Origin of the sequence: Paenibacillus sp. PastM-3 (assembly GCF_029893965.1) — a bacterium.
In the GTDB taxonomy this organism is placed as follows: Bacteria; Bacillota; Bacilli; order Paenibacillales; family Paenibacillaceae; genus Paenibacillus_AQ.
Map to the genome: position 1 here is coordinate 123,990 of NZ_JARXXP010000009.1, position 24,322 is coordinate 148,311.

Annotated in this window: 19 protein-coding genes; 16 read left to right on the top strand and 3 right to left on the bottom strand. The window is 52.7% G+C overall.

Annotated elements, in window-relative coordinates; genetic code table 11:
* Positions 1-9: 9 nt before the first annotated feature.
* The 11 genes from M2108_RS15225 to M2108_RS15275 all read left to right on the top strand — a co-directional run bounded on the left by M2108_RS15225 (position 10) and on the right by M2108_RS15275 (position 14,397).
* Positions 10-699, top strand: coding sequence for a S1 family peptidase (locus M2108_RS15225; RefSeq protein ID WP_277470234.1), 690 nt, complete (start codon positions 10-12; stop codon positions 697-699).
* A 149-nt stretch (positions 700-848) separates the two neighbouring features.
* The gene (locus M2108_RS15230) at positions 849-1,220 is read left to right on the top strand and encodes a LytR/AlgR family response regulator transcription factor (protein WP_277470233.1); all 372 of its coding nucleotides are present in this window, start codon (positions 849-851) and stop codon (positions 1,218-1,220) included.
* A 65-nt stretch (positions 1,221-1,285) separates the two neighbouring features.
* On the top strand, positions 1,286-2,470 hold the full coding sequence (locus tag M2108_RS15235; RefSeq protein WP_277470232.1) for a MalY/PatB family protein: 1,185 nt from the start codon (positions 1,286-1,288) through the stop codon (positions 2,468-2,470).
* 135 nt (positions 2,471-2,605) lie between these two features.
* Positions 2,606-3,541 carry a nucleoside hydrolase gene (locus M2108_RS15240; protein ID WP_277470231.1) on the top strand — a complete coding sequence of 312 codons (936 nt, stop codon included), beginning with the start codon at positions 2,606-2,608 and terminating at the stop codon, positions 3,539-3,541.
* A gap of 149 nt (positions 3,542-3,690) precedes the next feature.
* The gene (locus tag M2108_RS15245; protein ID WP_277470230.1) at positions 3,691-4,935 is read left to right on the top strand and encodes a stalk domain-containing protein; all 1,245 of its coding nucleotides are present in this window, start codon (positions 3,691-3,693) and stop codon (positions 4,933-4,935) included.
* 163 nt (positions 4,936-5,098) lie between these two features.
* Entirely contained in the window at positions 5,099-6,058 is a 960-nt protein-coding gene (locus M2108_RS15250) for a radical SAM protein (protein WP_277470229.1), read from the top strand.
* Between the two features lie 220 nt (positions 6,059-6,278).
* The gene (locus M2108_RS15255) at positions 6,279-8,312 is read left to right on the top strand and encodes a methyl-accepting chemotaxis protein (RefSeq protein ID WP_277470228.1); all 2,034 of its coding nucleotides are present in this window, start codon (positions 6,279-6,281) and stop codon (positions 8,310-8,312) included.
* A gap of 112 nt (positions 8,313-8,424) precedes the next feature.
* A complete protein-coding gene (locus tag M2108_RS15260) occupies positions 8,425-9,666 on the top strand; it encodes a helix-turn-helix transcriptional regulator (RefSeq protein ID WP_277470227.1) in 1,242 nt (413 codons plus the stop codon).
* A gap of 392 nt (positions 9,667-10,058) precedes the next feature.
* The gene (gene licT / locus M2108_RS15265) at positions 10,059-10,895 is read left to right on the top strand and encodes a BglG family transcription antiterminator LicT (RefSeq protein WP_277470226.1); all 837 of its coding nucleotides are present in this window, start codon (positions 10,059-10,061) and stop codon (positions 10,893-10,895) included.
* Positions 10,896-11,011: 116 nt separating this feature from the next.
* Positions 11,012-12,910, top strand: a complete 1,899-nt coding sequence (locus M2108_RS15270) for a beta-glucoside-specific PTS transporter subunit IIABC (protein WP_277470225.1) — start codon at positions 11,012-11,014, stop codon at positions 12,908-12,910.
* Between the two features lie 26 nt (positions 12,911-12,936).
* Positions 12,937-14,397: a 6-phospho-beta-glucosidase gene (locus M2108_RS15275; RefSeq protein WP_277470224.1), complete on the top strand. Its 1,461-nt coding sequence runs from the start codon at positions 12,937-12,939 to the stop codon at positions 14,395-14,397.
* 75 nt (positions 14,398-14,472) lie between these two features.
* Here the strand turns inward: M2108_RS15275 and M2108_RS15280 are convergent, their stop codons facing one another.
* On the bottom strand, positions 14,473-15,747 hold the full coding sequence (locus M2108_RS15280) for a histidine--tRNA ligase (protein WP_277470223.1): 1,275 nt from the start codon (positions 15,745-15,747) through the stop codon (positions 14,473-14,475).
* Between the two features lie 329 nt (positions 15,748-16,076).
* On the opposite strand from M2108_RS15280, the gene M2108_RS15285 reads away from it, so the two are divergent.
* The 3 genes from M2108_RS15285 to M2108_RS15295 are packed head-to-tail and all read left to right on the top strand — an operon-like array spanning position 16,077 to position 19,528.
* A complete protein-coding gene (locus M2108_RS15285) occupies positions 16,077-16,739 on the top strand; it encodes an HD domain-containing protein (RefSeq protein WP_277470222.1) in 663 nt (220 codons plus the stop codon).
* 33 nt (positions 16,740-16,772) lie between these two features.
* A complete protein-coding gene (locus tag M2108_RS15290; protein ID WP_277470221.1) occupies positions 16,773-18,218 on the top strand; it encodes a DEAD/DEAH box helicase in 1,446 nt (481 codons plus the stop codon).
* A gap of 29 nt (positions 18,219-18,247) precedes the next feature.
* Positions 18,248-19,528, top strand: coding sequence for a M20 family metallopeptidase (locus M2108_RS15295; protein WP_277470220.1), 1,281 nt, complete (start codon positions 18,248-18,250; stop codon positions 19,526-19,528).
* A 469-nt stretch (positions 19,529-19,997) separates the two neighbouring features.
* Here M2108_RS15295 and M2108_RS15300 read toward each other — a convergent pair whose 3' ends face one another.
* Positions 19,998-21,713, bottom strand: a complete 1,716-nt coding sequence (locus M2108_RS15300; RefSeq protein ID WP_277470308.1) for an ABC transporter ATP-binding protein — start codon at positions 21,711-21,713, stop codon at positions 19,998-20,000.
* Positions 21,714-21,915: 202 nt separating this feature from the next.
* On the opposite strand from M2108_RS15300, the gene M2108_RS15305 reads away from it, so the two are divergent.
* Both M2108_RS15305 and M2108_RS15310 read left to right on the top strand, forming a co-directional pair.
* Positions 21,916-22,017 (top strand): YjcZ family sporulation protein, encoded by a 102-nt coding sequence (locus M2108_RS15305; protein WP_277470219.1) that lies wholly within the window; start codon positions 21,916-21,918, stop codon positions 22,015-22,017.
* Positions 22,018-22,252: 235 nt separating this feature from the next.
* Positions 22,253-23,449 carry a CynX/NimT family MFS transporter gene (locus M2108_RS15310; protein ID WP_277470307.1) on the top strand — a complete coding sequence of 399 codons (1,197 nt, stop codon included), beginning with the start codon at positions 22,253-22,255 and terminating at the stop codon, positions 23,447-23,449.
* Positions 23,450-23,501: 52 nt separating this feature from the next.
* Here the strand turns inward: M2108_RS15310 and M2108_RS15315 are convergent, their stop codons facing one another.
* Positions 23,502-24,260, bottom strand: coding sequence for a class I SAM-dependent methyltransferase (locus M2108_RS15315; RefSeq protein ID WP_277470218.1), 759 nt, complete (start codon positions 24,258-24,260; stop codon positions 23,502-23,504).
* Positions 24,261-24,322: the final 62 nt, after the last annotated feature.

Genomic DNA, 24,322 nt, shown 5'->3' on the forward strand with positions numbered 1-24,322 from the left:
GATAAGCGGATGAAAAAACAGCTGGCGTATCTTTGCATTATAGTATCCCTGTTGACTGCAGCGTTCTTTTACAATGGTACTACCAGTGCCGATACGCCGGTTGTCAACAACGCTGAACAGACCTATCAGCTTGCAGAAAAGGCGATGTTCTATCTGCGGGTGCTGAAAAGCGACGGGACGGCAAGTGCCACGGGTACAGGAATTATCCTGTCCCCCGGCGGCACTGCAGTCACTGCGTACCATGTTGTAAAGGGTGCGGAGCGGATGGAAGGGGTAATGGCTGACGGGACTGTAATCAGTCCTGTCAAAGTTACCAAGTACGATGAGCTCAAGGATGTAGCGGTGCTGGAGCTGCCTTCGCCTGCGGCGATGAAGATAAAGGACAATGCCTATTCCTATCTTCAGGTGCGCAAGAATGCGGTTAAACACGGCGAGACGGTATTCGCACTGGGGTACCCGCTAAAGAATACGAATATGATTACCGAGGGCATCGTCAACACGCCTGCAGCTGAGATTAACGGCCGCAGCAGAATTCTGACCTCAGCACAGGTAGCAAGCGGAATGTCCGGGGGTCCCCTGATGGATGCGCACGGCCAGCTGGCCGGAGTGATTTCCGGCTCTTTACGGACGATGAATAATATTCATCTGATCATTAACAATGATGATCTCCGCAGCCTGCTGCCGGCGGCGCTGAAATAAGACGTTATGCGTCTGCAGCTCATTGTTCTGGCAGAAGCAGAAGTTGAGGCGGGTTAACTTCAATCACGGCTGTCCCGGGACGTCTGTTTGACAGGCGCCAAGGGCAGCTCTTTTTTTAAACCAATTTCCTGGTGAAAGGCGGGAGAGAAATGATTAGGGCGTTTTTGCTGGATGTGAATCAGGAGGATCTCTATAAGCTGGCTGCCATGCTGCACAGGTCAGGAAAAGTCGCTGTGATCGGGATGTCTTCTCATCCGCAGAGCGCTTTGGAACAGATGACCGGGCTGCAGCCGGATGTTCTGTTTCTGGATCTTCAGCTCCACGGCCTGCAGGGAGTACTGGTGGCAGAGCAGATTAAGCAGCAGCTGCCGGCAATTCAGATTGTGGTTACGACGGGAAGTAAACAGCATGCGCTTTGGGCTTTTGACCAGGCAATTGTGGATTATCTTTTAAAGCCGTTTGAAGAGGAAAGGCTGTGCCAGTCCCTGGAACGGCTGCGTAAAGGCAGCGATGCGGTATAGGATGCCGGATTGTCCCCCCTGTGATACAATAATCTGAAAAGCCTAAAAGATAGGGGATTGAAGGAATGTATGATTTTGAACGCAAAATAGACCGCCGCAATACCCGATCCTATAAATGGGACCAGAGTGAAAAGCTGTTTGGCAACAGCAATATTCTGCCGCTGTGGGTAGCGGATATGGATTTTGAGAGTCCGCCTGCGGTAAAGGAAGCGATATTGCGCAGGGTGGAGTCCGGCATTTACGGCTACAGTGTAACCGGCGAATCCTACAAGCAGGCCATTGTGAGCTGGTACAGCCGGCGTCATGACTGGAAGATTCAGCCGGAGTGGATTACTGATTCACCGGGGATTGTAACCTCGCTCAGCCTTTCGGTCGAGCTGCTTACCAAACCCGGGGATGAGGTGATTCTGCAATCGCCTGTCTATTATCCTTTTTACGATGTCATTAATATGAATGACCGGACAGTAGCCAAGAATCCGCTGATTCTGAATAACGGGCGTTATGAAATGGATTATGCGCATCTCGAAGAGGTGATGAAGGGCGGCGCCAAGCTGCTGCTGCTCTGCAACCCGCATAATCCGGGCGGTACGGTCTGGAAGCGTGAAGAGCTGCTGCGTCTGGGCGAGCTGTGCCTGCGTTACGGGGTAACGGTCATTTCCGATGAAATTCATTGCGATATGATCATGCCCGGACATAAGCATATTCCGTTCGCGTCCTTGTCGGAGGAGCTTGCTGACATTACGGTTACCACGCTGGCAGCAACCAAAACCTTCAACCTGCCGGGCCTGCAGACCTCTTATATTGTGGCCAAAAACCCGGAGCTGCGCCGTAAATACGAACGCAAGCTGAAGGCGCTCAGCCTGCATATGTCGCATTATTTTGCCCAGGAAGCGGTAGAGGCAGCCTACAATGAAGGAGAGGCCTGGCTGGATGAGCTGATCCGGCATATTGCCGGAAATGCGGAGTATGCAATCAGCTATCTGGCAGAGCATCTTCCTGCAGTCAAGGTTATGCGGCCTGAAGCCACCTATCTGCTCTGGCTGAACTGCCGGGCGCTCGGGCTGGATGCCGCCGGGCTCAAAAAGCTGATGTACAAGGAGGCCGAAGTGGCCTTTAACGAGGGTTCCGTTTTCGGTCCTGAAGGCGAAGGGCATCTGCGCATCAATCTGGCTTGCCCGCGTTCAGTGTTGGCTGAAGCCCTGCAGCGGTTCAGCCGGGCGGCTGCACCTTACGTCCAGCAGTACAACTAAATAATATTACAGTAAGCTTGCCGCAGATCCTCTTGAACACTGGCTGTTCAGAGAATCGCGGCAGGCTTTTTGCTTGACTTGACGCAGCTTACTACAGAGATGAATGGAGAGAACCTGCAAATGAGCTTGACCCGAATGATAATTGACTGTGACACCGGAATTGATGATGCACTGGCTATACTATACGCACTCCGTACTCCGGGTGTAATAATAGAGGGAATTACGATGGTCTTCGGCAATACGAGCGTCGAGCAGGCGGCTGACAATACGCTCAGGCTGCTGGATCTGGCCAAACCGGATTACGAAATCCCTGTTGCCATAGGCGCATCCAAAGCGCTCGCCCGTGAGCTTGGCAGCTTCTCGCCTCATGTGCACGGGGAGAACGGCATTGGCGACGTCCAGCTCCCGGCGTCTTCCCTGCGGCCGGTTAAAGAGAGTGCTGCAGCGTTTATCGTAAGACTGGCTAATGAGCATCCCGGCGAAATCGTGCTGGTGACGCTTGGCCGGCTGACCAATCTGGCGCAGGCGCTTGAACTGGACCCGGATTTGACCGCCAAGCTGAAAAAGGTAGTGGTGATGGGCGGAACCATTTTCAAACCGGGGAATGTGACACCGGTAGCTGAAGCCAATCTTTGGGGCGATCCGTTGGCGGCAGACCGGGTATTTACCTCAGGGCTGCCCGTCTTAATGGTGGGGCTGGATGTAACGCTGGAAACGCTGATTACCTCGGAGCATCTGGAACTGCTGAAGCGTCACGGCAAGGAAGAGAACCGGGCGGTTATCGAATTTATGGACCAGTCTCTGCAGCATTATTTCCATTTTTACCGGGAGGCGAATTATATTATCAATGCAGCACCGCTGCATGATCCGCTGGCCATGATGGCCGCGCTGCATCCGGACCTGCTGACCTGCCGGCAGATGAAGGTCCGTGTGGAGCATCAGGGGGAGCATACCAGCGGGATGGTTGTAGCCGATCTGCGGGCGCAGCCCAAGGTAGGGGAATTTATTGAGGTAGCCGCTCAAGTGGATGCCCGGCGTGCGGTAGGTGTCTTTTTAGCCGCGTTCATGTAGGTCTCCCGGCTGCAGGGTTCTGAAGAAATATCAGTGGTGTCATTCAAAAGTGACAATCTATTAATTTGCTAAAATGTGCTAGTTTGGTAAAATAATAGGGTCGTGACTGTTAATCATTCAGAAATCTTGCAGATTGGGGAATAGAACATATGAAAAGAATAGGTAAGCTGGTATTATGCGCAGCGATTACAATGAGCGGATTTGCCGCCCTTCCTGTGCAGCCGTCACAGGCTGCCTCAAACAGCGTAACCATTATGCTGGACGGTTATCCGCTGCCGTTTCCGGTGTCACCGGCCGTAATGAGCGGAACAACGATGGTGCCGTTCCGGACCATTTCCGAAGCGCTCGGCATTAAAGTGGATTGGAACCAGGCTGCCAAGAAAATTACAGCGACCAATACCGAAGCTTCAGGCTCCAAGGTGGTCACTCTTACATTAGGCAGCACAACGGCAACAGTCAACGGCGCAGCAGTTAAGCTGGCTGTAGCACCGCAGAATATCCGCGGCACGACGATGATTCCGCTCAGCTTCTTCGGCCAGCAGTTCGGGGCAGGGGTGAGCTGGAATCAGGCGACCAAGACTGTATCCATTACTTCGCCCCAAAGAGACCTCTACACACTCGGCTTCTATGCCCAGAAGTCTTACGGCGAGGTGTCGCTGATTCCGAGCTTCGATGCCGTTCATTTCGGCTGGAGCCGGCTTGACCGCAGCGGCCAGTTTACGACAAGCAGTACGGATTTCTGGTGGCCGAAGGCTGACGGTGATGTGACGCCGGAGTCGATAGTCCAAAACGCCGCAGCCGCAGGCACGGCCCCTTATCTGATGGTCTATTCGGGAGATAAGGAGCTTGAGCTGACCAAAAATCTTGAAGACCCCGTATTACAGCAGCAGACCATCTCAAGCATCGTCTCGCTGGCAACGGAGAAGGGCTTCCAGGGCATCGGATTGGATCTGGAAGGGCTGGGACTGACGGGAGACAAGAAGCTGGTGCAGAGCCGGTTCAATACGTTCGTGAAGAATCTGGCGGCCGTTGCCCGGTCGGCAGGACTGAAGCTGACAGTGATTCTGCCGCCGCTGAACGGCTCTTACAAGGGCTATGATTATAAGACGCTGGCAACGCTAGCTGATGATCTGGTGATTATGGCTTATGCCTATGAAGATGAATCCAGACCGGAGCCGCTGGCTATGGTCGACCAGGGAATCCGCCTGGCGCTGGAGCAGGTCAGCAAGGACAAGCTGATTCTCGGCATCTCGGTTTTCAGTGAGGATGAGACCTCTGTGAATGCAAAGATCGGGCTTGCCAAGCGCTACGGGCTGAAGGGGATCGCCATCTGGCGTCTGGGCCTGATCGGGCAGCCGGTATGGAACGAGATGAGTAAATCCGTGGAATTATAAATTTATATTGAGGAAGGGACTGCCGTGTGCAGTCTCTTTTTTTGGTCTATCCGCTGTATGCCGGACAAACATGCCACAACAAATGTCACATTAACCTGAGCCCGAACCCTTTATAATTTTTAAGGTTGACCCTTGGGCTGACTATATTATTACAGGAGGACATTTGAGCATGAGCATAAAATATAAAGCACTGGAGCTTGATAAGCCGCTGACGTATGAGCTGGAAGGGCTTGAAGTGGGCGTCACCTCGAACTGCAATTTCCGCTGCGATTACTGCTGCGCCTATAATAGAAATGACGGGGAGGCTATCAACGGCAAGGAGGTTATCCGTATTCTGGAGGAGCTTCCGGGGTTGAAACGGGTCCGTCTCTCCGGCGGTGAGGTTACGCTGAAGTTCCAGGATTGCGTGGAGATTGTGACCTACTGCTCATCGCGCGGCATCCAGACTCAACTGAACTCCAACGGAAGTCTGCTTAATGCAGAGCGGATCGAACAGCTGGTGAAGGCCGGACTGACCACGATACATATTTCATTTAATTTTACGACGGCTGAGGGCTTCTCGAAATATTACAACATTCACCCGACAGTCTACGAAAAAATCAGAGAGAACATCACCATGTTCGCCAAAACAGATGTGAACGTTGTGCTGGAAACCCTGCTGTTCGACCAGACACAGGATAACATGCAGGAGATCAGCGACCATGTATATTCCATGGGAGTGCGGACACACGAAATTCAGAACAGCATCATTATGGGACACACCGGCTGGAAGGCGATCGCAGCGCAGGAGAACCTGAAGAATGCCGTAAACCAGCTGATTGCAAACCGGAAGGAAGATACTACCCTGTACTTCACGTGCATGGACCGGTTCATGGACAGACTGGGCTTTGAGGAGCAGCCGGGCGTCTATTTCCCGCACTGCATTGAAGGCAAGAAGCAGCTGCATCTGCACGGCAACGGTGATATTCTGATCTCCGAGCTGTGCCACCCGGTCATTATCGGCAACATCTACAAGGGTACCTCGCTGAATGAGCTGTATACGAATGTGCCTAAACCGCTGGAGCGGTTTCTGGAGAAACAGCCTTGCCCGGCGCTGGACGCCCTTTTCCCGGCAGAGGTGTAGACTGTAGGCCGACCAATGAAAATAAAGCCTTTTTTCTCTGTTTGGAGAAAAGGCTTTATTTTTAGTCTTATCATTCGACAAACTATGATAAAATTCGCTGAAATTCTTCATGTCATCTACAATAACCTCCGGTTCAATCCGATATAGATTGTAATAATTGTTACAAAAAATAAGGATTTATAAAAGATGGATAAGATGAAGGTGGAAGGGTGCTGATAAAATGAAGATTCGGATGAAGCTATCTGTTATGATGATCGCCGTTACACTGATTTCTACGGCAATGATGGGTGTTTTCACGTATTACAAATCTACAGGCACTATTATGGATCTCACCGAATCTGCCATGGCACAAGTCAACACGAACAAAGCACAGACCATTGAAGCTATGATAGACAAAGAGAAGCGGAGTATGCAGCTGGTAGCCGGAGAATCGGAAATTACTGAGCTGCTGCTGAAGGATGCGGCCCGTGAGCTGGCCGCCGGGGATGAACTGGTGACTGAAGTGAATACCAGACTGCAGGCACAGGTTAATGATGCAGGGAATCTTGAGCATATGTTTGTAGTTAACATGCAGGGGATCGCGATTGCCGACAGTGATACAAAGCTGGTGGGAACAGATTTCAGCGAACGCAATTATACGATTAATGTGATCAAGACCCGGGCGGCAGTGATCAGTGAAACGCTGAAGTCGAAGTCCACAGGCGCTTACGTGCTTGCTTTTGCCCATCCGGTAATGAATAACGGCGAAATGATCGGATTTGTGGCTTCGGCCGTCAATGCCAGCAGCATCATCAAATACCTGGCGGATGCCAAGGTTGCCAATGCCCCTTCTTCTTACGCCTATCTGGTAGATGAGACCGGCAATATGCTGTATCATCCGGATGAAGCCAGGATCGGCTCACCTGTAGAGAATGAGCAGATCAAGGCTGTGGTTGAACGGGTGAAGTCCGGGGAGACGGTTGCGGATGACAATGTGCAGTATTTTTATAAAGGAGCCGAGAAAAAAGCGGCCTATACTGTCCTCCCGCTGACCAAGTGGACGCTGGTGCTGACCGGTGACCTGGGGGAAATTATGCAGCCGGTTGATAACATGACAAACTATATTATCCTGCTCGGACTTGGCAGCCTGCTGCTGACCCTGCTGATCGGAATCATTGTGGCCACCCGGATCTCATCGCCGATTATCAAGCTGACAGAGCTGATTAACCGGACGGCAGAGCTGGACCTGAAATACGACAAGCAGTACGAGCATCTGGTCCGGAACAAGGACGAAACCGGTATGATTGCCAAAGCGATGTTCCATACACGTACGGTTCTGCGCGAAATGGCCAGCAGCCTGGTTGGAATTTCGGGCAAGGTTCTGGACAATGCAGTGCTACTAGAAAAGCTCTCGGTTGACGTCCGCGAGAATGCGCATGACAACTCGGCAACAACAGAGCAGCTGTCCGCCGGCATGGAGGAGACGGCAGCCTCCACCCAGGAGATGACGGCGGCGATCCATGAAGTAGAGACCAACGTGCAGCTGATTTCCGGGCGGGTCAGAGAAGGTGCGGATGTATCCGGCCATATTACAGAGCGTGCGCTTGCCCTGCAGCATGATGCTATAGAATCGACAGACAGAGCCAAGGAGATCTATGAAGCGGTAAGGACCGAAATGGAAAAAGCGATCGAGCAGTCCGGGGCAATCAATGAGATTAACGCGCTTGCTGATACCATCCTGTCGATTACGAGCCAGACCAATCTGCTTGCCCTTAATGCGGCGATTGAGGCAGCGCGGGCAGGTGAAGCGGGCCGCGGCTTTGCGGTAGTGGCTGGCGAAATCCGCAAGCTGGCGGAGAAATCCTCGGAGACAGCATCCGGCATTCAGGGGGTTGTCAAAAATGTGTATTCATCAGTTGAGCTGATGAAAGAGCATTCCGAGGCTGTGCTGGCCTTCATCGACAAGAACGTGCTCGCAGACTATGAGCGTCTTACCGAGGTCAGCCAGCAGTACAATAAAGATGCGTCCACGATCAATGAGCTGATGGGCCAGTTTGCCGAAGCCGCCGATCATCTGAACGAAACCGTAGGCAGTATCGCCATTGCTGTGAATGAGGTTGCTGCAACCGTTAATGAAGGAGCGATCGGCGTACAGGACATCGCCGTAAAAACTGCCGACATTGTCGAGAAGACTTTCCACGAGGCAGCTATGGCAGATGAGAATACCCAGAGCGCCAAAGAGCTGCAAGTACTGGTAGACAGGTTCAAAATCTGATTTCATTTCACTGCGCAGCGGTTCTTCCAGGTATTTCAGTCCATAATAATAGTAAGAATATTATTGTGGATGTTAAGTGTACTGCTTAATGCTGAAATAAGGGGGATACGGGATGGTTAAAATCTCGCCGGAAGAGGAGCTGCAATCGGGACGCGGACAAGTGCGCCAGCTGCAGGAGAGCTTTCTTCTGCAGCTGATTCAGGAGGACTGGCCGGGCACGGAACCGGTCAGGACACGGTTGCGCCAGCTCAAGCTGGGGCCCCTTGCTGCTGAGGGTCTCAGGCTGCGGTTTGCCGCTGCTGAGCTCAAGCTGCCGCCTGAGGAAATATCACCTGCCTTCAGGCGCCGACAGCTTGCCGCAGGTGCCGGATTTCAGCTTGTGTGCCGGGAAGCGGCAGCCGGATGGAAGCATATTTATCCGTTTGTGAGTGAGGCGAATCCGCTGCAGGTCTATTTCCTGATTCCTGCCAGGGAAGGTGCTGAGCATGCGGGCCGTGCAAGCCGGTTTCTGACAGAGCTGGGACAGAGGCTGGAGGCTGCTATGGAATATGAGTGCATCTCAGCAGCTGGTCTTGAGGTTAAGGGGCTGAAGCGGCTGAGAAATGCCTTTGCTTCCTGCCTTTGCACCCTGGATATGACCGGCCGGCACGGTATGGGGTCCGGAGCTGCAGATGCAGTAATGCCTGTCATGTCATGGTTATCCCCGGAGGAAGAACGAAGGCTGCAGCAAATGATTGAGACTGCGGATACCTTTGCTTTTGAGCGGGAGCTGATGGCCCTGTTTGGAACGGACAAAGCTGCAGCGAAGCCGTCTGCCATCCAGCTGTATCAGGGGATTCGTCTCCTGCTCCTGCTGAACGTAGCGGCCGGAAAATTTGCCTTCAGAGGCACTGCCCTCTGTAAATATCTGTGGAACAGTCACGCTGTGCTTGCTGCCTGCACCTCTCCGGCGCAGCTGGCAGAGCAGCTGTCTGCACGGGGGCTCCTGGTAATGGAAGAAGTGAAGCTGGCCCGTCAGTTCCCGGAAAGAGCGCTTGCAGAGGCCGTCAGAAAATATGTGGAGCGCAATTACGGCTGGGAGCTGCCGCCATCTGCTGCTGCGCAGCTCTTCGGGGTGGAGGAGAACAGCCTGAACAGGCAGTTCAAGCAGCACGTAGGCATACCGCTTGCTGATTATACCGTAAAGATCAGAATGGGCAGAGCCGAGCAGCTGCTGCCGGATGACAGGCTGAAGCTTACAGACCTTGCGCTGCTTGTCGGCTATGCCAGTCCCGGCCATTTCGTCAGCGCCTTCAAGAAATACAGCGGCAAAAGTCCAAAGGAATACCGGGAGCGGCTGCAAAAAGGCCGTTGACAGCTTGAAGCTCCGGAGTTGCTCCTCTTTAACGTGAGTTTACTCTGGTAGTACTAATTGAACTTATATGTGGACACGAGCCGCAAATCCAAAAAAAGAAAGCGTATACGTTTCTCTTGTAAAAGCCGAAGAAAAGTGTTATTCTGACTTTGGGATTGTTACTGAAAAGGCAAAACCCAGGACATGTGTTGAGACATGTTTTGGGTTTTGCCTTTTTTTAGTCTCACTACATGTACTCACTGCAGTTACAGAACTAATACAACGGAGCAGGTGATGTTGAAATTCCAGTCTCCCTGGAAGCGCCATTAACAGTGTCGGCTGGCCTGAGACTTTTCGTCCAGTGTCTAAATCCTGCGGGTACATTATTTAGGGATATAGAGGAGGCAGCTTGGATGATTATCAAAAAAATCTTTAACAACAACGCCATTGTCGCCAAAGATTCGCAAAAGCAGGAGTTAGTCGTCATGGGCTGCGGAATCGGCTTCAAAAAAAGCATTGGCGATGCTGTAGATGAAGGATTAATTGAAAAGGTCTTCATTCTTAAGCAAAAAGAAGCCTCCGAGCGGTTTAAGCTGTTGCTGGAGGATGTCCCGTCTGAATACGTATCGCTCTGCTACGACATCATAGAGTACGGCAAAAACATGTTGCAGGTACCGTTAAGTGAATATATTTATGTTACACTTACGGATCACATTTATAATACGTTCAAGATGTATGACGAAGGGATTCAGAACCCTAATCCGCTGATCTGGGAAATCAAAAAGATTTATCCCAAAGAATTTGCCGTCGGCTTAAAGGCGCTGGAATTCATCCGGGATTCTATCAGTAAAGAGCTGTCAGAAGATGAAGCGGGCAACATCGCCCTTCATTTAATTAATGCCCAGATCAACAGCTCGTATTATAGGACATCGGACGTAGCTGGCCAGACCCGGAAAATACAAGACATTCTGAACATTATTAAATACACTTACAATATCACCCTCGATGAGAAATCGATCAGCTTTGAGCGATTTATAACCCATTTGCGCTTCTACTTCCAGCGGATTCATCAGAAAAAGAAGATGGAGCTGGAGGATGATTTCTTATTAAAACAAGTCAAGGCAAAATATAAGAATGCTTACAACTGCATGATGAAAATTGAGAAGTATCTGAATACCGAACTGTCGGATGAGGAAAAGCTGTACCTGACCATTCACGTACATCGTGTAACAGACCGGCAAACTGAATAATCATTTTGGATTGTTACTGGTAAAGCAGGCGAGACCAAAATAGATAACATGCTCTGTATGTTATCTATTAGGTCTCGTCTTTTTTATAAGAAATATTTAATAAAGGAGCGGTCAACATGAAATACGAGCAGCTCGCAAAAGCCATCATTAAAAACGTAGGCGGCAAAGAAAATGTTAACAGTCTGACCCATTGCATCACCCGTTTGCGGTTTAAATTAAAGGACGAGAGTAAGGCGAACACCGAGGTTCTGAAGAGCATGGACGGGATAGTAACGGTAATCCAGAGCGGAGGCCAGTATCAGGTTGTTATCGGCAACCATGTGCCGGAGGTATATGCAGAGGTCTCGCAAATCGGCGGGTTTCAGTCAGCTACTGCAGCAGAAGTTCCAGACGAGAAGGTTGGCCTTTTCAATAAATTTATCGATATTATCTCAGGCGTGTTCACACCGGCGCTGGGCGTATTGTGTGCAACAGGGATGATTAAAGGTTTTACAGCACTGTTCCTTTCACTTGGGCTACTGGCGAGTACTTCGGGTACCTATCAGATTCTGAGTGCAATCGGTGACTGCCTGTTCTACTTCTTCCCGATCTTCCTGGGATATACGTCAGCTAAGAAATTCAATGCCAATATATTTTTGGGGATGGCAATCGGGGCAACGCTGGTCTATCCTACATTTTCGTCGATAACGGCTTCCGGTCAACCGTTGTACACCTTGTTTAGCGGCAGTGTCATTGAATCACCGGTTTACCTGACCTTCCTGGGCATTCCGGTAATCCTGATGAGCTATTCGTCCAGCGTTATTCCGATTATCCTCTCGACTTATGTTGGCGCGAAGATTGAAGCTGTGTTCAAAAAAATCATACCAAGCGTGGTGCGGACCTTCCTGGTTCCCTTCTGCACCCTGCTGATCATCGTACCGCTGGCATTGATTGTCATCGGGCCGGTTGCGACTTGGGCAGGCCAGCTGCTTGGTGCAGGCACTTTGTTCATCTATAACCTGAGTCCGGTCATTGCCGGCATTCTGCTTGGCGCGTTCTGGCAGGTTTTTGTTATCTTCGGACTGCACTGGGGCTTTGTACCGATTGCAATTAATAACCTCACCGTGCTGAAATATGACCCGATTCTGGCTGGTGTCTTTGGAGCTTCCTTTGCCCAGACGGGTGTTGTGCTCGCGATTCTGCTGCGGACCAAAAACATCAAATTGAAATCGCTTTCTATTCCGGCGGTCATCTCCGGGATCTTCGGAGTTACCGAGCCGGCCATCTACGGGATTACCCTTCCGCGCAAAAAGCCGTTCATTCTTAGCTGTATCGCAGCAGGTGTCGGCGGCGGTATCATCGGGCTGATGGGAACCAAGGGGTACATCATGGGCGGTCTGGGGATTTTTGGAATCCCGAGCTATATCAGCCCTGAAGGTATGGATGCGGGATTTTACGGGGCAATTATCGGAATTAGCGTGAGCTTTGTGCTCGGATTCCTGCTGATGTACTTCGGCGGATTTAAGGACGATGTTGTTAAAGACCAGCCTGCCGAAGGTCCTAAAGGTGACATTATGGTGAAGCAGGAGACAGTAAGCAGTCCGTTAAAAGGCGAGGTTATCGCACTTTCCGACGTTAAGGATGAGGCGTTCTCAACAGGTGCGCTTGGCAAAGGAATTGCCATTGAACCTGCGGAAGGCAAAGTATTTTCTCCGGTGGACGGGGTGCTGACCTCACTCTTTGCCTCCGGTCATGCGATTGGAATCACCAGCGATCACGGGGTAGATATCCTGATTCACGTCGGCAAGGACACCGTAAAGCTGAAAGGGCGGCATTTTACACCAAGAGTGAAGCAAGGCGACAATGTGAAAAAAGGCGATCTGCTTATGGAATTTGATCTGGAGGCGATCAGAGCGGCCGGCTATATTCTGACCACACCTGTCATCGTTTCTAATTCAAATAATTACCTGGATGTTATTGAAACCGGGAAGAAATCGATCGGCTACAAAGAGGATTTATTAACAGTAATGATCTGACACAACTTATTAAGGGAGGAATAATAATGCAACAATGGACTAAGCATTTTCCGGAAGGATTTCTTTGGGGGGGAGCAACAGCCGCGAACCAGCTGGAGGGCGGTTATAACGAGGGCGGCAAAGGACTGAGCACTGCAGATGTAATCACAGCCGGAACGCACACCACTCCCCGTAAAATCACACCTGTGGTAGAAGAGGGGCTGAACTATCCGAGCCACGAGGCGGTCGATTTCTATCATCACTATAAGGAAGATATCCGGCTGTTTGCGGAGATGGGCTTCAAGGTATTCCGGATGTCCATGGCCTGGTCGAGAATTTTCCCGAATGGGGATGATGCCGAGCCTAATAAAGCCGGCTTGAAGTTCTATGATGATGTATTTGCCGAGCTGCGAAAATATAACATTGAGCCGCTGGTCACCATCTCCCACTACGAAGCTCCGTTCCATCTGGCACAGAAGTACAACGGCTGGACCGACCGGCGGGTGGCAGACTTTTATGTTAACTATTGCGAAGTGATATTTAACCGGTATAAAGATGTGGTGAAGTATTGGCTGACCTTTAATGAGATTAACATTCTGACGATGCCATTTGGCTCATTCATGGCCGGAGCGATCCTGCCGGAGGGCAATACGGAGTTCGGCCATACGCCGGCAGCTTCCGGTGATGAACAGCTCAGGTACCAGGCGCTGCATCACCAGTTTCTCGCCAGTGCAAGAGCGGTGAAGCTGGGGCATTCCATTAATCCGGAGTTCAAAATAGGGTGCATGATCGCTTACATGTGCTCCTATCCGCTGACCTGCAATCCTGCGGACATTATACTCGCGCAGCAAAAGGATAATTTATCGAACTTTCTCTGCTCGGATGTTCAGGTGCGCGGCGCGTATCCGGGTTTTGCCAAACGTTATTTTGCTGAAAATGGCATCGAAATCGCTATGGAGGACAATGATGAACAAATTTTGCGGGAGGGCCGGGTTGATTTCTATACCTGCAGTTATTATTCCTCTACTTGTGTAAGCGCCGACCCGGATCAGGAAGCCATCGGCGGCAACCTTTCCATGGGACTGAAAAATCCTTATCTGCAGGCCAGTGCCTGGGAATGGCAGATTGATCCGCAGGGTCTCAGATGGTCACTGAACAATATCTACAACCGTTATCAGATTCCGATGATGGTTGTAGAGAATGGCCTTGGAGCTGTGGATACTGTGGAAGCGGATGGTGCAATTAATGATGATTACCGGATAGACTACCTGAAAGGCCATATTGCGGAAATGAAGGAAGCTGTGGCAGATGGTGTGGAGCTGATCGGTTACACGCCTTGGGGCTGCATCGATCTGGTGAGCGCAGGGACTGGGGAAATGAAGAAGCGCTACGGCTTTATCTATGTGGATAAAGACAATGAAGGGCAAGGAACTCTGGCCAGATCCCGCAAGAAGAGCTTCGGCTGGTATAAGCAAGTGATTGGAAGTAACGGAGAAAAGCTTGAATAGATTAAAAATCAGAGAGTAAGCCGGCATGCAGCCGTATCAGACGAGGATCTGGTACGGCTGTTATGTTGTACTGCCTTAACCGGAAATCATCTTTATTGCTTCTTCCACTGTAAGCAGTTGCTCCGTCTCCAGCATCATATCCCTCAGTAGGAGCTTGCCCTGCGCCGCTTCATCTTCGCCGATCAGCAGGCAGTACCGGATGCTCTTGGCAGAGGCGGCAGCCAGTATTTTTTTGAGCTTGCGCGTGCCAGTGTCGACATTGACCCGGACGCCAGCGTTCCGCAGCGCGGCAGCAGCTGTAAGTGCCTGCGGCATAGTCTCACCGATCGGAATCAGCAGCACGCCGGAATCGGCTTCCTGCACCGGACGTTCTCCCAGCAGAGCCATAATCGACTCCATACCGAAGGAGATGCCGACCGTCGGAACATTGATATCATCCCGGCCGACGAGCTTGCCGATGATGTTATCATACCGACCACCCCCGCCCAGACTTGAGGTATAGCTGCCGGTAGCATCAAAAATCTCATACACGGTTCCGGTATAAAAGGACAGGCCGCGTGAGAGGAACGGGTCGAATACACATGCTGTGGAGAGCCCGGTTGCCTCAATCAGCTGCTGCAGTCCTTGGACCTCTAGTGCGCCCGGCTGGCCGCCCAGCCCATATCGCTCTGCCAGGGTGGTGAAATCCGCATTTTCCGTCTCCAGAAGACCGCTTATGGCGAGCACTGCCTGTTCTGTGAGCCCTTTGTCGCGGAGCTCAGCCAGTACAGCCTGCAGGCCGATTTTGGCCAGTTTGTCGAGGGTCAGCATCACGGACAGGCTGTCCTCTGCAGGGACACCGGCTGCTGCCAGGATTTCGCCCAGAAACCGGCGGTTGTTCCATTTCAAGACGATGGGAATATCCAGTCTGCGGAAGACCTCCGCAGCCAGCTGCATCAGCTCGGCCTCAGCCTGCGGGCCGGCAATGCCGGCCACATCGGCGTCGCATTGCAGGAACTCGCGCAGCCGGCCTTTTTTGACCGGACCGTCGCGGAATACCTTGCCGATCTCATATCGTTTATACGGAAAGCGGATACCCGGATTCAGCGCAATCACTTTAGCAAACGGTATGGTCAGATCATACCGCAGACCCAGCGTCCGTCCGCCCTGGTCGGTCAGCTGGTACATTTCCCGTAAAATTTCGTCACCCCCGGCATATTTGGAGGTCAGCAGCTCCAGTTCATTCAGCAGCGTGGTTTCCATCGGTTCAAAATCATAGAGCTCAAACAGGCCGCGCAGCACAGTCTGGACCTTTTGTCTTGCCGCCTGTTCGCGTCCGAAGTAATCATAGGTTCCTTTGATATTTTGCATAATAAGCAGCTCCCTTTAGTGTGGTCCGGAATGTCCGGCCAAATAAAAAACGCGCCGGACCTCGTGGTCCTGCGCGTTTCCATATTACGCAGGGAGGTCAAACGCGAATAGCGTTAGCCCTCCCTGAATGCCTTCAGGTGTGCTAACGCTGCTTGTGATGATGAAGCTGATTCTGTATGATGGAAATGCTGTTTATAAGGTTCACCGGAATCAGCTCCCTTCGAATTTTGATTAATGTACATTATAGCGGATGAAATGGGGCAGTGCAAGCGGCAAAATCGGCAATGTGCCGGATGATGTGATAACTAAAGTGAAAAGAGGCGTTGTTAATGGATCATGAACAATTAATAGCGGCAGCCGAAGGCTATGCCAAGGAACAGCTGGGCCGGGATACTACCGGGCATGACTGGTTTCACACGGACCGGGTACGGAATACGGCTGCGCTGATTGCCTTAATGGAAGGGGCGGATGTTCTCGTCTGCACGATTGCGGCTCTGCTGCATGACGTCGCTGATGAGAAGCTGAACGACTCCAAGGAAGCGGGGCTGCAAAAAGTTGCAGGCTGGCTGGAGGAGCATCTGGAGGACGCCGAACAGGCCGGACATATCATGCAGATTATCGGGACGATGTCCTTCAGCGGCGGCGGAGGAGCTCCCATGTCTACACTGGAAGGGCAATGCGTACAGGATGCGGACCGGCTGGATGCGCTGGGGGCGATCGGCATTGCCCGGACGATGGTTTTTTCGGGGGCCAAGGGCCGTCCGGTCTACGATCCGGCGGAGGCTCCGCGGGAAGAATCGCTGCAAAAGGAATACCGCGACTACTCCAAGGGGACGGCGGTTAATCATTTTTATGAGAAGCTGCTGAAGCTGAAGGATCTGATGAATACTGCCTACGGACGTAAGCTGGCTGAGGAGCGGCATGATTTCATGCTGCTGTATCTGGAGCAATTTTATAAGGAATGGAATCAGGGCAGCGAGAAGCTGTTATAATGGGACAAGGCTTACAATGGAAGGAACAACTACATGAGTGAATTGCAGTTTAGAGATTATCAGTTAAATGAAGAATTAATCAAGGCGCTGGACGTTTTGGGCTATTCGAGCCCGACAGAAGTGCAGAGCAAGGTCATTCCTGTTGCCCTTAAAGGTCAGGATCTGATCGTGAAGTCACAGACCGGCAGCGGTAAAACCGCCTCGTTCGGCATTCCTGTCTGCGAGCTTGTAGACTGGGCAGAGAATAAGCCGCAGGTGCTTGTACTGACACCGACACGCGAACTTGCTGCACAGGTTAAAGAGGATATTACCAACATCGGGCGCTTCAAACGGATCAAGGCCGTGGCCCTGTTCGGCAAGCAGCCGTTCGCCCCGCAGAAGATTGAACTGACTCAAAAAACACATGTCGTCGTAGGCACGCCGGGACGTGTGTTCGACCATATCGAGCGCGGCACATTGCCGCTGAACAAGATTAGAACCCTTGTCATTGACGAAGCGGATGAGATGCTCAGCATGGGCTTTATCGAGCAGATTGAGAAAATTATCAAACAGCTGCCCAAGGAGCGGGTTACGATGCTGTTCTCGGCCACCTTGCCGGAAGCCATTAAGAATCTGTGCCGCAAATATATGACCGAGCCGGTGGATATTGAAATTGAAGCCAGCGGGATCACGACGGCTACTATTGAGCATGCGCTGATTGAGGTCAGACAGGCGGCGAAGTTCGGGCTGCTGCTGGACCTGCTGACGGTGGAGAACCCGGATAGCTGTATTATTTTTTGCCGGACACAGGAGCAGGTAAATGATCTGTTCCGGGGAATGGCTGATCAGGAGCTTCCGGCGGACAAGCTGCACGGCGGGATGATGCAGGACGAGCGGTTTGAGGTAATGAACGCGTTCAAGCGGGGCCAGTTCCGGTATCTGATCGCTACAGATGTAGCTGCCCGGGGCATAGATATCGAGAATATTACCCATGTCATCAACTACGATATCCCGATGGAAAAAGAGAGCTACGTACACCGCACCGGCCGCACCGCCCGCGCAGGCAAGAGCGGTAAAGCAATTACGCTGGTTACGCCCAATGAGCATAAATGGGTGAAGGACATTGAGGGCTACATCGGTTTTGCAATTCCGCAGATGAAGGCTCCTTCGGAGGATGCCGTCGCTTATGCCAAGCCGGCTTTTGAACAAAAGCTCGGTAAACAGCAGGTCCGCAAGGCCGGCAAAACCGAGGTAATGAACCGAAACATCATGAAGCTGTATTTCAATGGCGGCAAGAAGAAGAAGCTGCGTGCGGTTGATTTTGTCGGAACGATTGCCAAGCTTGAGGGAATGACTGCCGATGATATCGGGATCATCACGATTCAGGACAATGTAACCTATGTGGATATTCTGAACGGCAAAGGCCCGATGGTGCTGCAGGCGATGAAGGATACGACCATCAAAGGCAAGCAGCTAAAAGTGCATATTGCCAAAAAATAGCATGAACGCTGCTGAAGGGGATGGGGAAGATGATAGACGTGAGAAGCCGGGAATTTGCCGTTCCCTTTTTGCAGAGCCTGATTCAGGTGGATACCTGTAACCCGCCGGGCAATGAGCACCGTTTAGCCCTGCTGCTGCAGGAATATTTGCGCGAGGAGGGCCTGGACAGCCGTGTCATCACAGTTGAGCAGGGGCGCAGCAATCTTGAAGCGGTAGTTGCCGGCGGCGGGGGGCGGAAGCTGATGTTCTGCGGACATCTGGATACCGTCAGCCCCTGGACAGCCGAAGCGGGAAAATATCCGCCGCATGGCGCTGTGATTGAGGGCAGCCGGATGTACGGCCGGGGTACCTCTGATATGAAAGGTGGGCTGGCAGCCATGCTGCTCGCTGCCGTGTCGCTTCAGCAGGAGGGGATCCGCCTGGGCGGGGACCTGATCGTCCTGGCGACAGCCGGTGAAGAGGTGGACAGCTGCGGGGCCCGGCACTATGCGGAGCAGCATAACCTGGAGGAGCTGGACGGCCTGGTGATTGCCGAGCCGACAGGCAGCCGGGTCGCCGTTGGCCACAAAGGAGCACTGTGGCTGCGGATTACGCTGTATGGACGCAGTGCCCACGGCTCCATGCCGCACCTTGGCCTGAATGCGGTGGAAGGGATGATGGAAGTGATCGCGCTGCTTAAGCGCCATGCCCTGGAGTGGCAGGCCCATGATCCTGTCCTGGGATCAAGCAGCCTGTCGGTCAATACTATCGCCGGCGGTGTGCAGACCAATGTGATCGCTGACCGCTGCAGCATCGATGTGGATATCCGGACGGTTCCGCCGCTGCTGCATGCAGAGCTGCTGGCCGGGATTACGGCCAAGCTTGACGGCATGCAGCAGCTGAATGCCGGCTTCCGCTATGAGGTGGAGGAGCTGCTGGACCGTAGTGTGGTCTACACAGATCCCGCTGAGGAGCTGATCCGCACTGCGCTTGAGCTTGCCGGCTGGGCTGGTGAGGGAACAGAGCAGAGTAAAGAGAATGGCTCTGCCGGCATCGGTGTAGCTGCTGAACGTGCAGCCGGGGGAGTAGACATGACCATTGGCACTCCAACGGGAGGAGATGCTGTTTCTGCAGCTGTGCAGGGAGTCTCCTATTATACGGATGCCTCCGTGCTCCATAATCACGGGAAGCTGCCCGTGCTGATCTATGGTCCCGGTGATCCCAAGCTGGCCCATCAGCCGGACGAATGGATTGATATTGAAGCGTACCTTGAATCGATCAGCTTTTACCGGGAGCTGGCGGTCCGTTTTCTTGGGGTAGCTGCAGACTAGAGGGACTGTTGTGTAAGTCCGCCATGCCGGCATATGGTGCCGAGTGGAATGAATACTACGGGTGGTGCACCAGTATGTTCATCATTGCAGCGGTAACGTCATAACTCCCGCGATTTGCCCTGCCTAACGGACTCAGATGACGTTATTCCTTCAAGAAGGGTACTTTCGGAAAACTAACGGACTCAGCTGATCTTATTTGGAGCAAAAAGAGGTCTTTTAGCCGTAGTTGCGCCACATAAGGACGCTAGAGTCCGTTAGAATGGTTAGCTGGGCGATTTAATGCAAATAAGGTCGCTGAGGTCTGTTAGAGACCCGCGATAGTTGGCTGCCAGTTAGCAGAGGGAGTTAGACCGCTGGCTTAGAGCAGCAGAAACAGCCGGTCTAACTGCACCACAACAAAAAACCTTCCGCCAGGCGGCCGACAGGCCGGGGAGCGGAAGGTTTTTTATGTTTATTTAGTCAAGGCGGTTTACGCGTTATACTGCGCCTGATACAGACGGCTATAGGTGCCGCCTGCGTTCAGCAGGTCTTCGTGGCGCCCTTCCTCGGAAATGCCGTCCTCGTTCACGACGACGATCCGGTCGGCATTTTTGATCGTAGTCAGCCGGTGGGCAATCACCAGAGTGGTCCGGCCGACAGACAGCTCGGCAAGAGACTGCTGGATGGCGGCCTCCGTCTCGGTGTCGAGCGCTGAGGTGGCCTCGTCCAGAATCAGAATCGGCGGGTTCTTCAGGAACATGCGGGCAATGGCCAGACGCTGCTTTTGACCGCCCGACAGCTTCACGCCGCGTTCGCCGATAATGGTATCCATGCCGTCCGGCAGGCTATTGATCAGGTCCTCCAGATGGGCCCGTCTGGCGGCTGTCCAGATTTCGTCAAGCGGCGCGTCGAGCTTGCCGTAGGCTATATTCTCGCGGATGGTACCGGAGAACAGGAACACATCCTGCTGTACGATCCCGATCTGCTTGCGCAGGGAGTGCAGCTTCATGTCACGGATATCGGTCCCGTCCACGGAGATGGCTCCTCCGGTCACATCATAGAAGCGGGGGAGCAGGCTGCAGATGGTTGTTTTGCCGGCACCGGATGGTCCGACAAAAGCAATGGTCTCTCCGGCATTGACCTTCAGGCTGATCCGGTTCAGCACAGGCCGGTCTGCCTCATAACCGAAGCTCACGTTATTAAAGACGATGTCGCCGCGCAGGGAACCCGCATGAGCGGCGTCCGGCTTATCGGCAATGTCCGGCTCGGTATCAATAATTTCAAGATAGCGCTTGAACCCGGCGATGCCCTTCGGATAACTCTCGATAACGGCATTGATCTTTTCGATCGGCCGGAAGAAGATATTGGACAACAAAATGAAAGCAACGAATTCACCGATCGCAAGCTCACCCTGGATAAAGAACCAGGCGCCGCAGATCATCACCACGATCGTAATCAGCCGGGTCATCATGTAGCTGACCGAAGAGCTTTTGGCCATTAGCTTGTATGCCATCAGCTTGGTCTGGCGGAACCTCTGGTTGTCTTCAGCGAACAGCACCTTCTCATGCTCCTCATTGGCAAAAGACTGCACCACGCGGATGCCTCCGACATTATCCTCAATCCGGGCGTTGAAATTCCCCACATTGCCAAAAAGGTTATGGTACGTAGAGGTCATATTGCGTCCGAAGTATATGATCACCCAGGCCATAATCGGCACAATGATGAAGGTAATCACAGCCAGCTGCAGATTAAGATCTGCCATAAGGATAAAAGCGCCGACCAGTGTCATTACGGCGATGAACACATCCTCCGGACCATGGTGGGCCACCTCGCCGATATCGTTAAGGTCATTGGTGATCCGGCCGATCAGATGACCGGTTTTATTGTTGTCGAAGAAACGGAAGGAGAGCTTCTGGATATGGTCGAACATTTTTTTGCGCATATTTGTTTCGATGTTGATTCCCAGCATATGTCCCCAGTAAGTGACTACGTAGTTCATTACAGTGGTAAGGGCATAAATCGCGAGCAGGGCGATGCAAGCCAGCAGAATCAGCGTCCAGTCCTTGCCGGGCAGCAGCTCATCAATAAATTTATTCACAGCTACCGGAAAAGCGAGCTCCAGCAGCCCCGCCCCCACCGCACAGGTAAAGTCGAGAATAAACAGCCCTTTGTAGGGCCGGTAATAGGAGAAAAAACGACGCAGCATCTCTTGCTCACTCATTTCTGTATGTATTGTTAGTTGAGAGTCATTCTCAATTGTCTTATTCTTAGGATACTAAAGAGGGTTGCCGGATTTGTCAACCTTTGTCATGCGGTAGGCAAGCTGGAATTCATGCCGCTTCACCCAGACCAAGCTTAATGGTTCCACATATGTTATGGATATTCCAGGAAAAAAGGAGGAGTTAAGCATGAGTGAAAATGTCGGCGGATACAGCCCGTTCACTTCAACTGGCGCCATTCTGGTTTTGTTCATCCTGCTCGTAATCATTACTAAATCCTTCTGGGTATAATGGAGCAGGTCCATCCGGCTGAACCTGCCAGTCTCAGGACTGGCAGGAGCAGTGTACATATCGGCAAAATATAAAACGTATGCAATTTGAGTGATGCGGGGTTATAATATAACAATCTGTGTAAGAAAATGGGTCTGAAGCGGCTGACAACAACCGGTTGTCAGCCGTTTGTACTGCAATCAGGAGGGGCATCATGACTGTAAAATCTCAAGGCCGGACATCCGCCGAATCAGGCATGCCCGAAGCACGTACTGCCGCAAGCCCGCTTCTGCTGGTGCTTGGCATTTTGTTCGTTGCCGCGGCCATGCGGGCACCATTCACCTCTGTAGGATCGCTGCTGGGCCTGATCCGTGACGATCTGGGGCTGTCCAATGCGCTGGCCGGGTTCATTACAACGCTGCCGCTGCTTGCATTCACCCTGCTGTCGCCGTTTGCGCCGCAGCTGGCCCGCCGCTTTGGCATGGCCAACGTGCTGCTGCTGGCCATGCTGGCATTGGCTGCCGGTATTCTGCTCCGTTCAGCTGCGGGCGCTGTTGCCTTTTTCACAGGCACCGCATTGATCGGACTGGCTATTGCAGTCTGTAACGTGCTGCTTCCAGGGCTGATCAAGGGAAGATTCCCCGCGCGGATCGGCCTGATGACCGGAATGTATACTGTGTCCATGAATTTGTGCGCGGCAGCAGCTTCGGGCTTCAGTGTGCCTCTTGCGGGACAAGCAGGGTTAGGATGGCGCGGTACATTGTCGCTCTGGTTTATTATCGCTTTGCTGGCGATACTATTCTGGCTTCCGCAAATGAAAGGCTTGGTCCAGAGCAGCGGGGCACACGGTACTAAATCCTCAATAAACGTCTGGAAATCACCGCTGGCCTGGCAGGTTACCCTGTTTATGGGGCTGCAATCCCTGCTCTATTATGTGCTGATCTCGTGGTTCTCGGTAATTCTGGGGGAACGCGGCATGTCGGCCGGCCACGCCGGCTGGATTCTGTCGCTGATGCAGCTGGCCCAGCTGCCGTTTACCTTTTTTGTGCCGCTGCTGGCCGGCCGGATGAAGAACCAGCGCAGTCTGGTCCTAATCACTTCTATATTGTTCTTAATTGGAATCCTTGGCATCTGGCTGGGCAGCACGGCCTGGATGGCGCTGTGGGCGGTCTGCATCGGCATCGCCGGCGGCTTCGCCTTTGGGCTGGCGATGATGTTCTTCAGCCTGCGGACCCGCACAGCCCAGGAGGCCAGCGAGCTGTCTGGGATGGCCCAGTCTGTCGGCTACCTGCTGGCAGCCATGGGACCTGCGCTGTTCGGGCTGCTGCATGATGCCACGGACAGCTGGAATATTCCACTTGTCCTGCTGGCCGCCGCGGCAGTGCTTCTGTGTGCTGCCGGGCTGGGAGCAGGGAGAGACAGACAGGTTGGCAGCCTGTCCGGTAACAGATGAAACAGACTATATAGAAAGAGCGCACCGGAATGAGTCTGCCGGTGCGCTCTTTTTAACTCTTTACAGCAACAACCCGGATTCTCCGGTAATCCATTACCCAGCTCCCGTCATGAAACAGCTGGGGCTTCAGCTCCTGCTCCATAAAGGCCAGCACTTCTTCACGCTGTACCGGGGTAAGCACACTTAGAATCCCGTCCGCGAATGTATTCAACCAGCTGCTGAAGCCCTGCTCACCGCCGGCCAGCGGAGTGGGACGGTCATAGCAGAGTGCAAGGCTGGCAATCAGCCCGTTCTGTTCCAGCAGGGTAGTGTACTCTGCGATTCCGGGGAAATACCAGGGCAGCGCAAGCTTATCCGGACATCCGGCCGCTGCGAAGGCGCGCGGCAGCCCCCGGGTGACCGAGGCGATATTGCCCTGGCCGCCGAACTCGGCAATAAAGCGGCCGCCGGGACGCAGGCTTGCGGCAATGCTTGCCGCAGCTCCATTGGCATTGGTCAGCCAGTGCAGGGCAGCGTTGCTGAACACGGCATCGGCGGACGGTTCAGCGGTAAAGCGCTGTCCGTCTGCCAGGATGAATTCGAGCTCTGGATGCTTGCTGCGGGCTGCAGCGATCATTTCAGGCGAGGCATCGATGCCGGTAACTGCAGCGCCGCAGCCGGCGATAACGGCCGCCAGATCCCCGGTGCCGCAGCCCCAGTCCAGGATGCGCTCACCGGCTGCCGGCTTCAGCAGTTCAACCAGGGATTGGCCATAATGTGAGACGAAGGCCATATCCGTATCATAGGTTCCGGTATTCCATTTCTGGTTCATGTCGGTAAAGCTCCTTTCCGGTTACAGTAGGTTATCTATGTTATAACACGGCCGGCACTTAT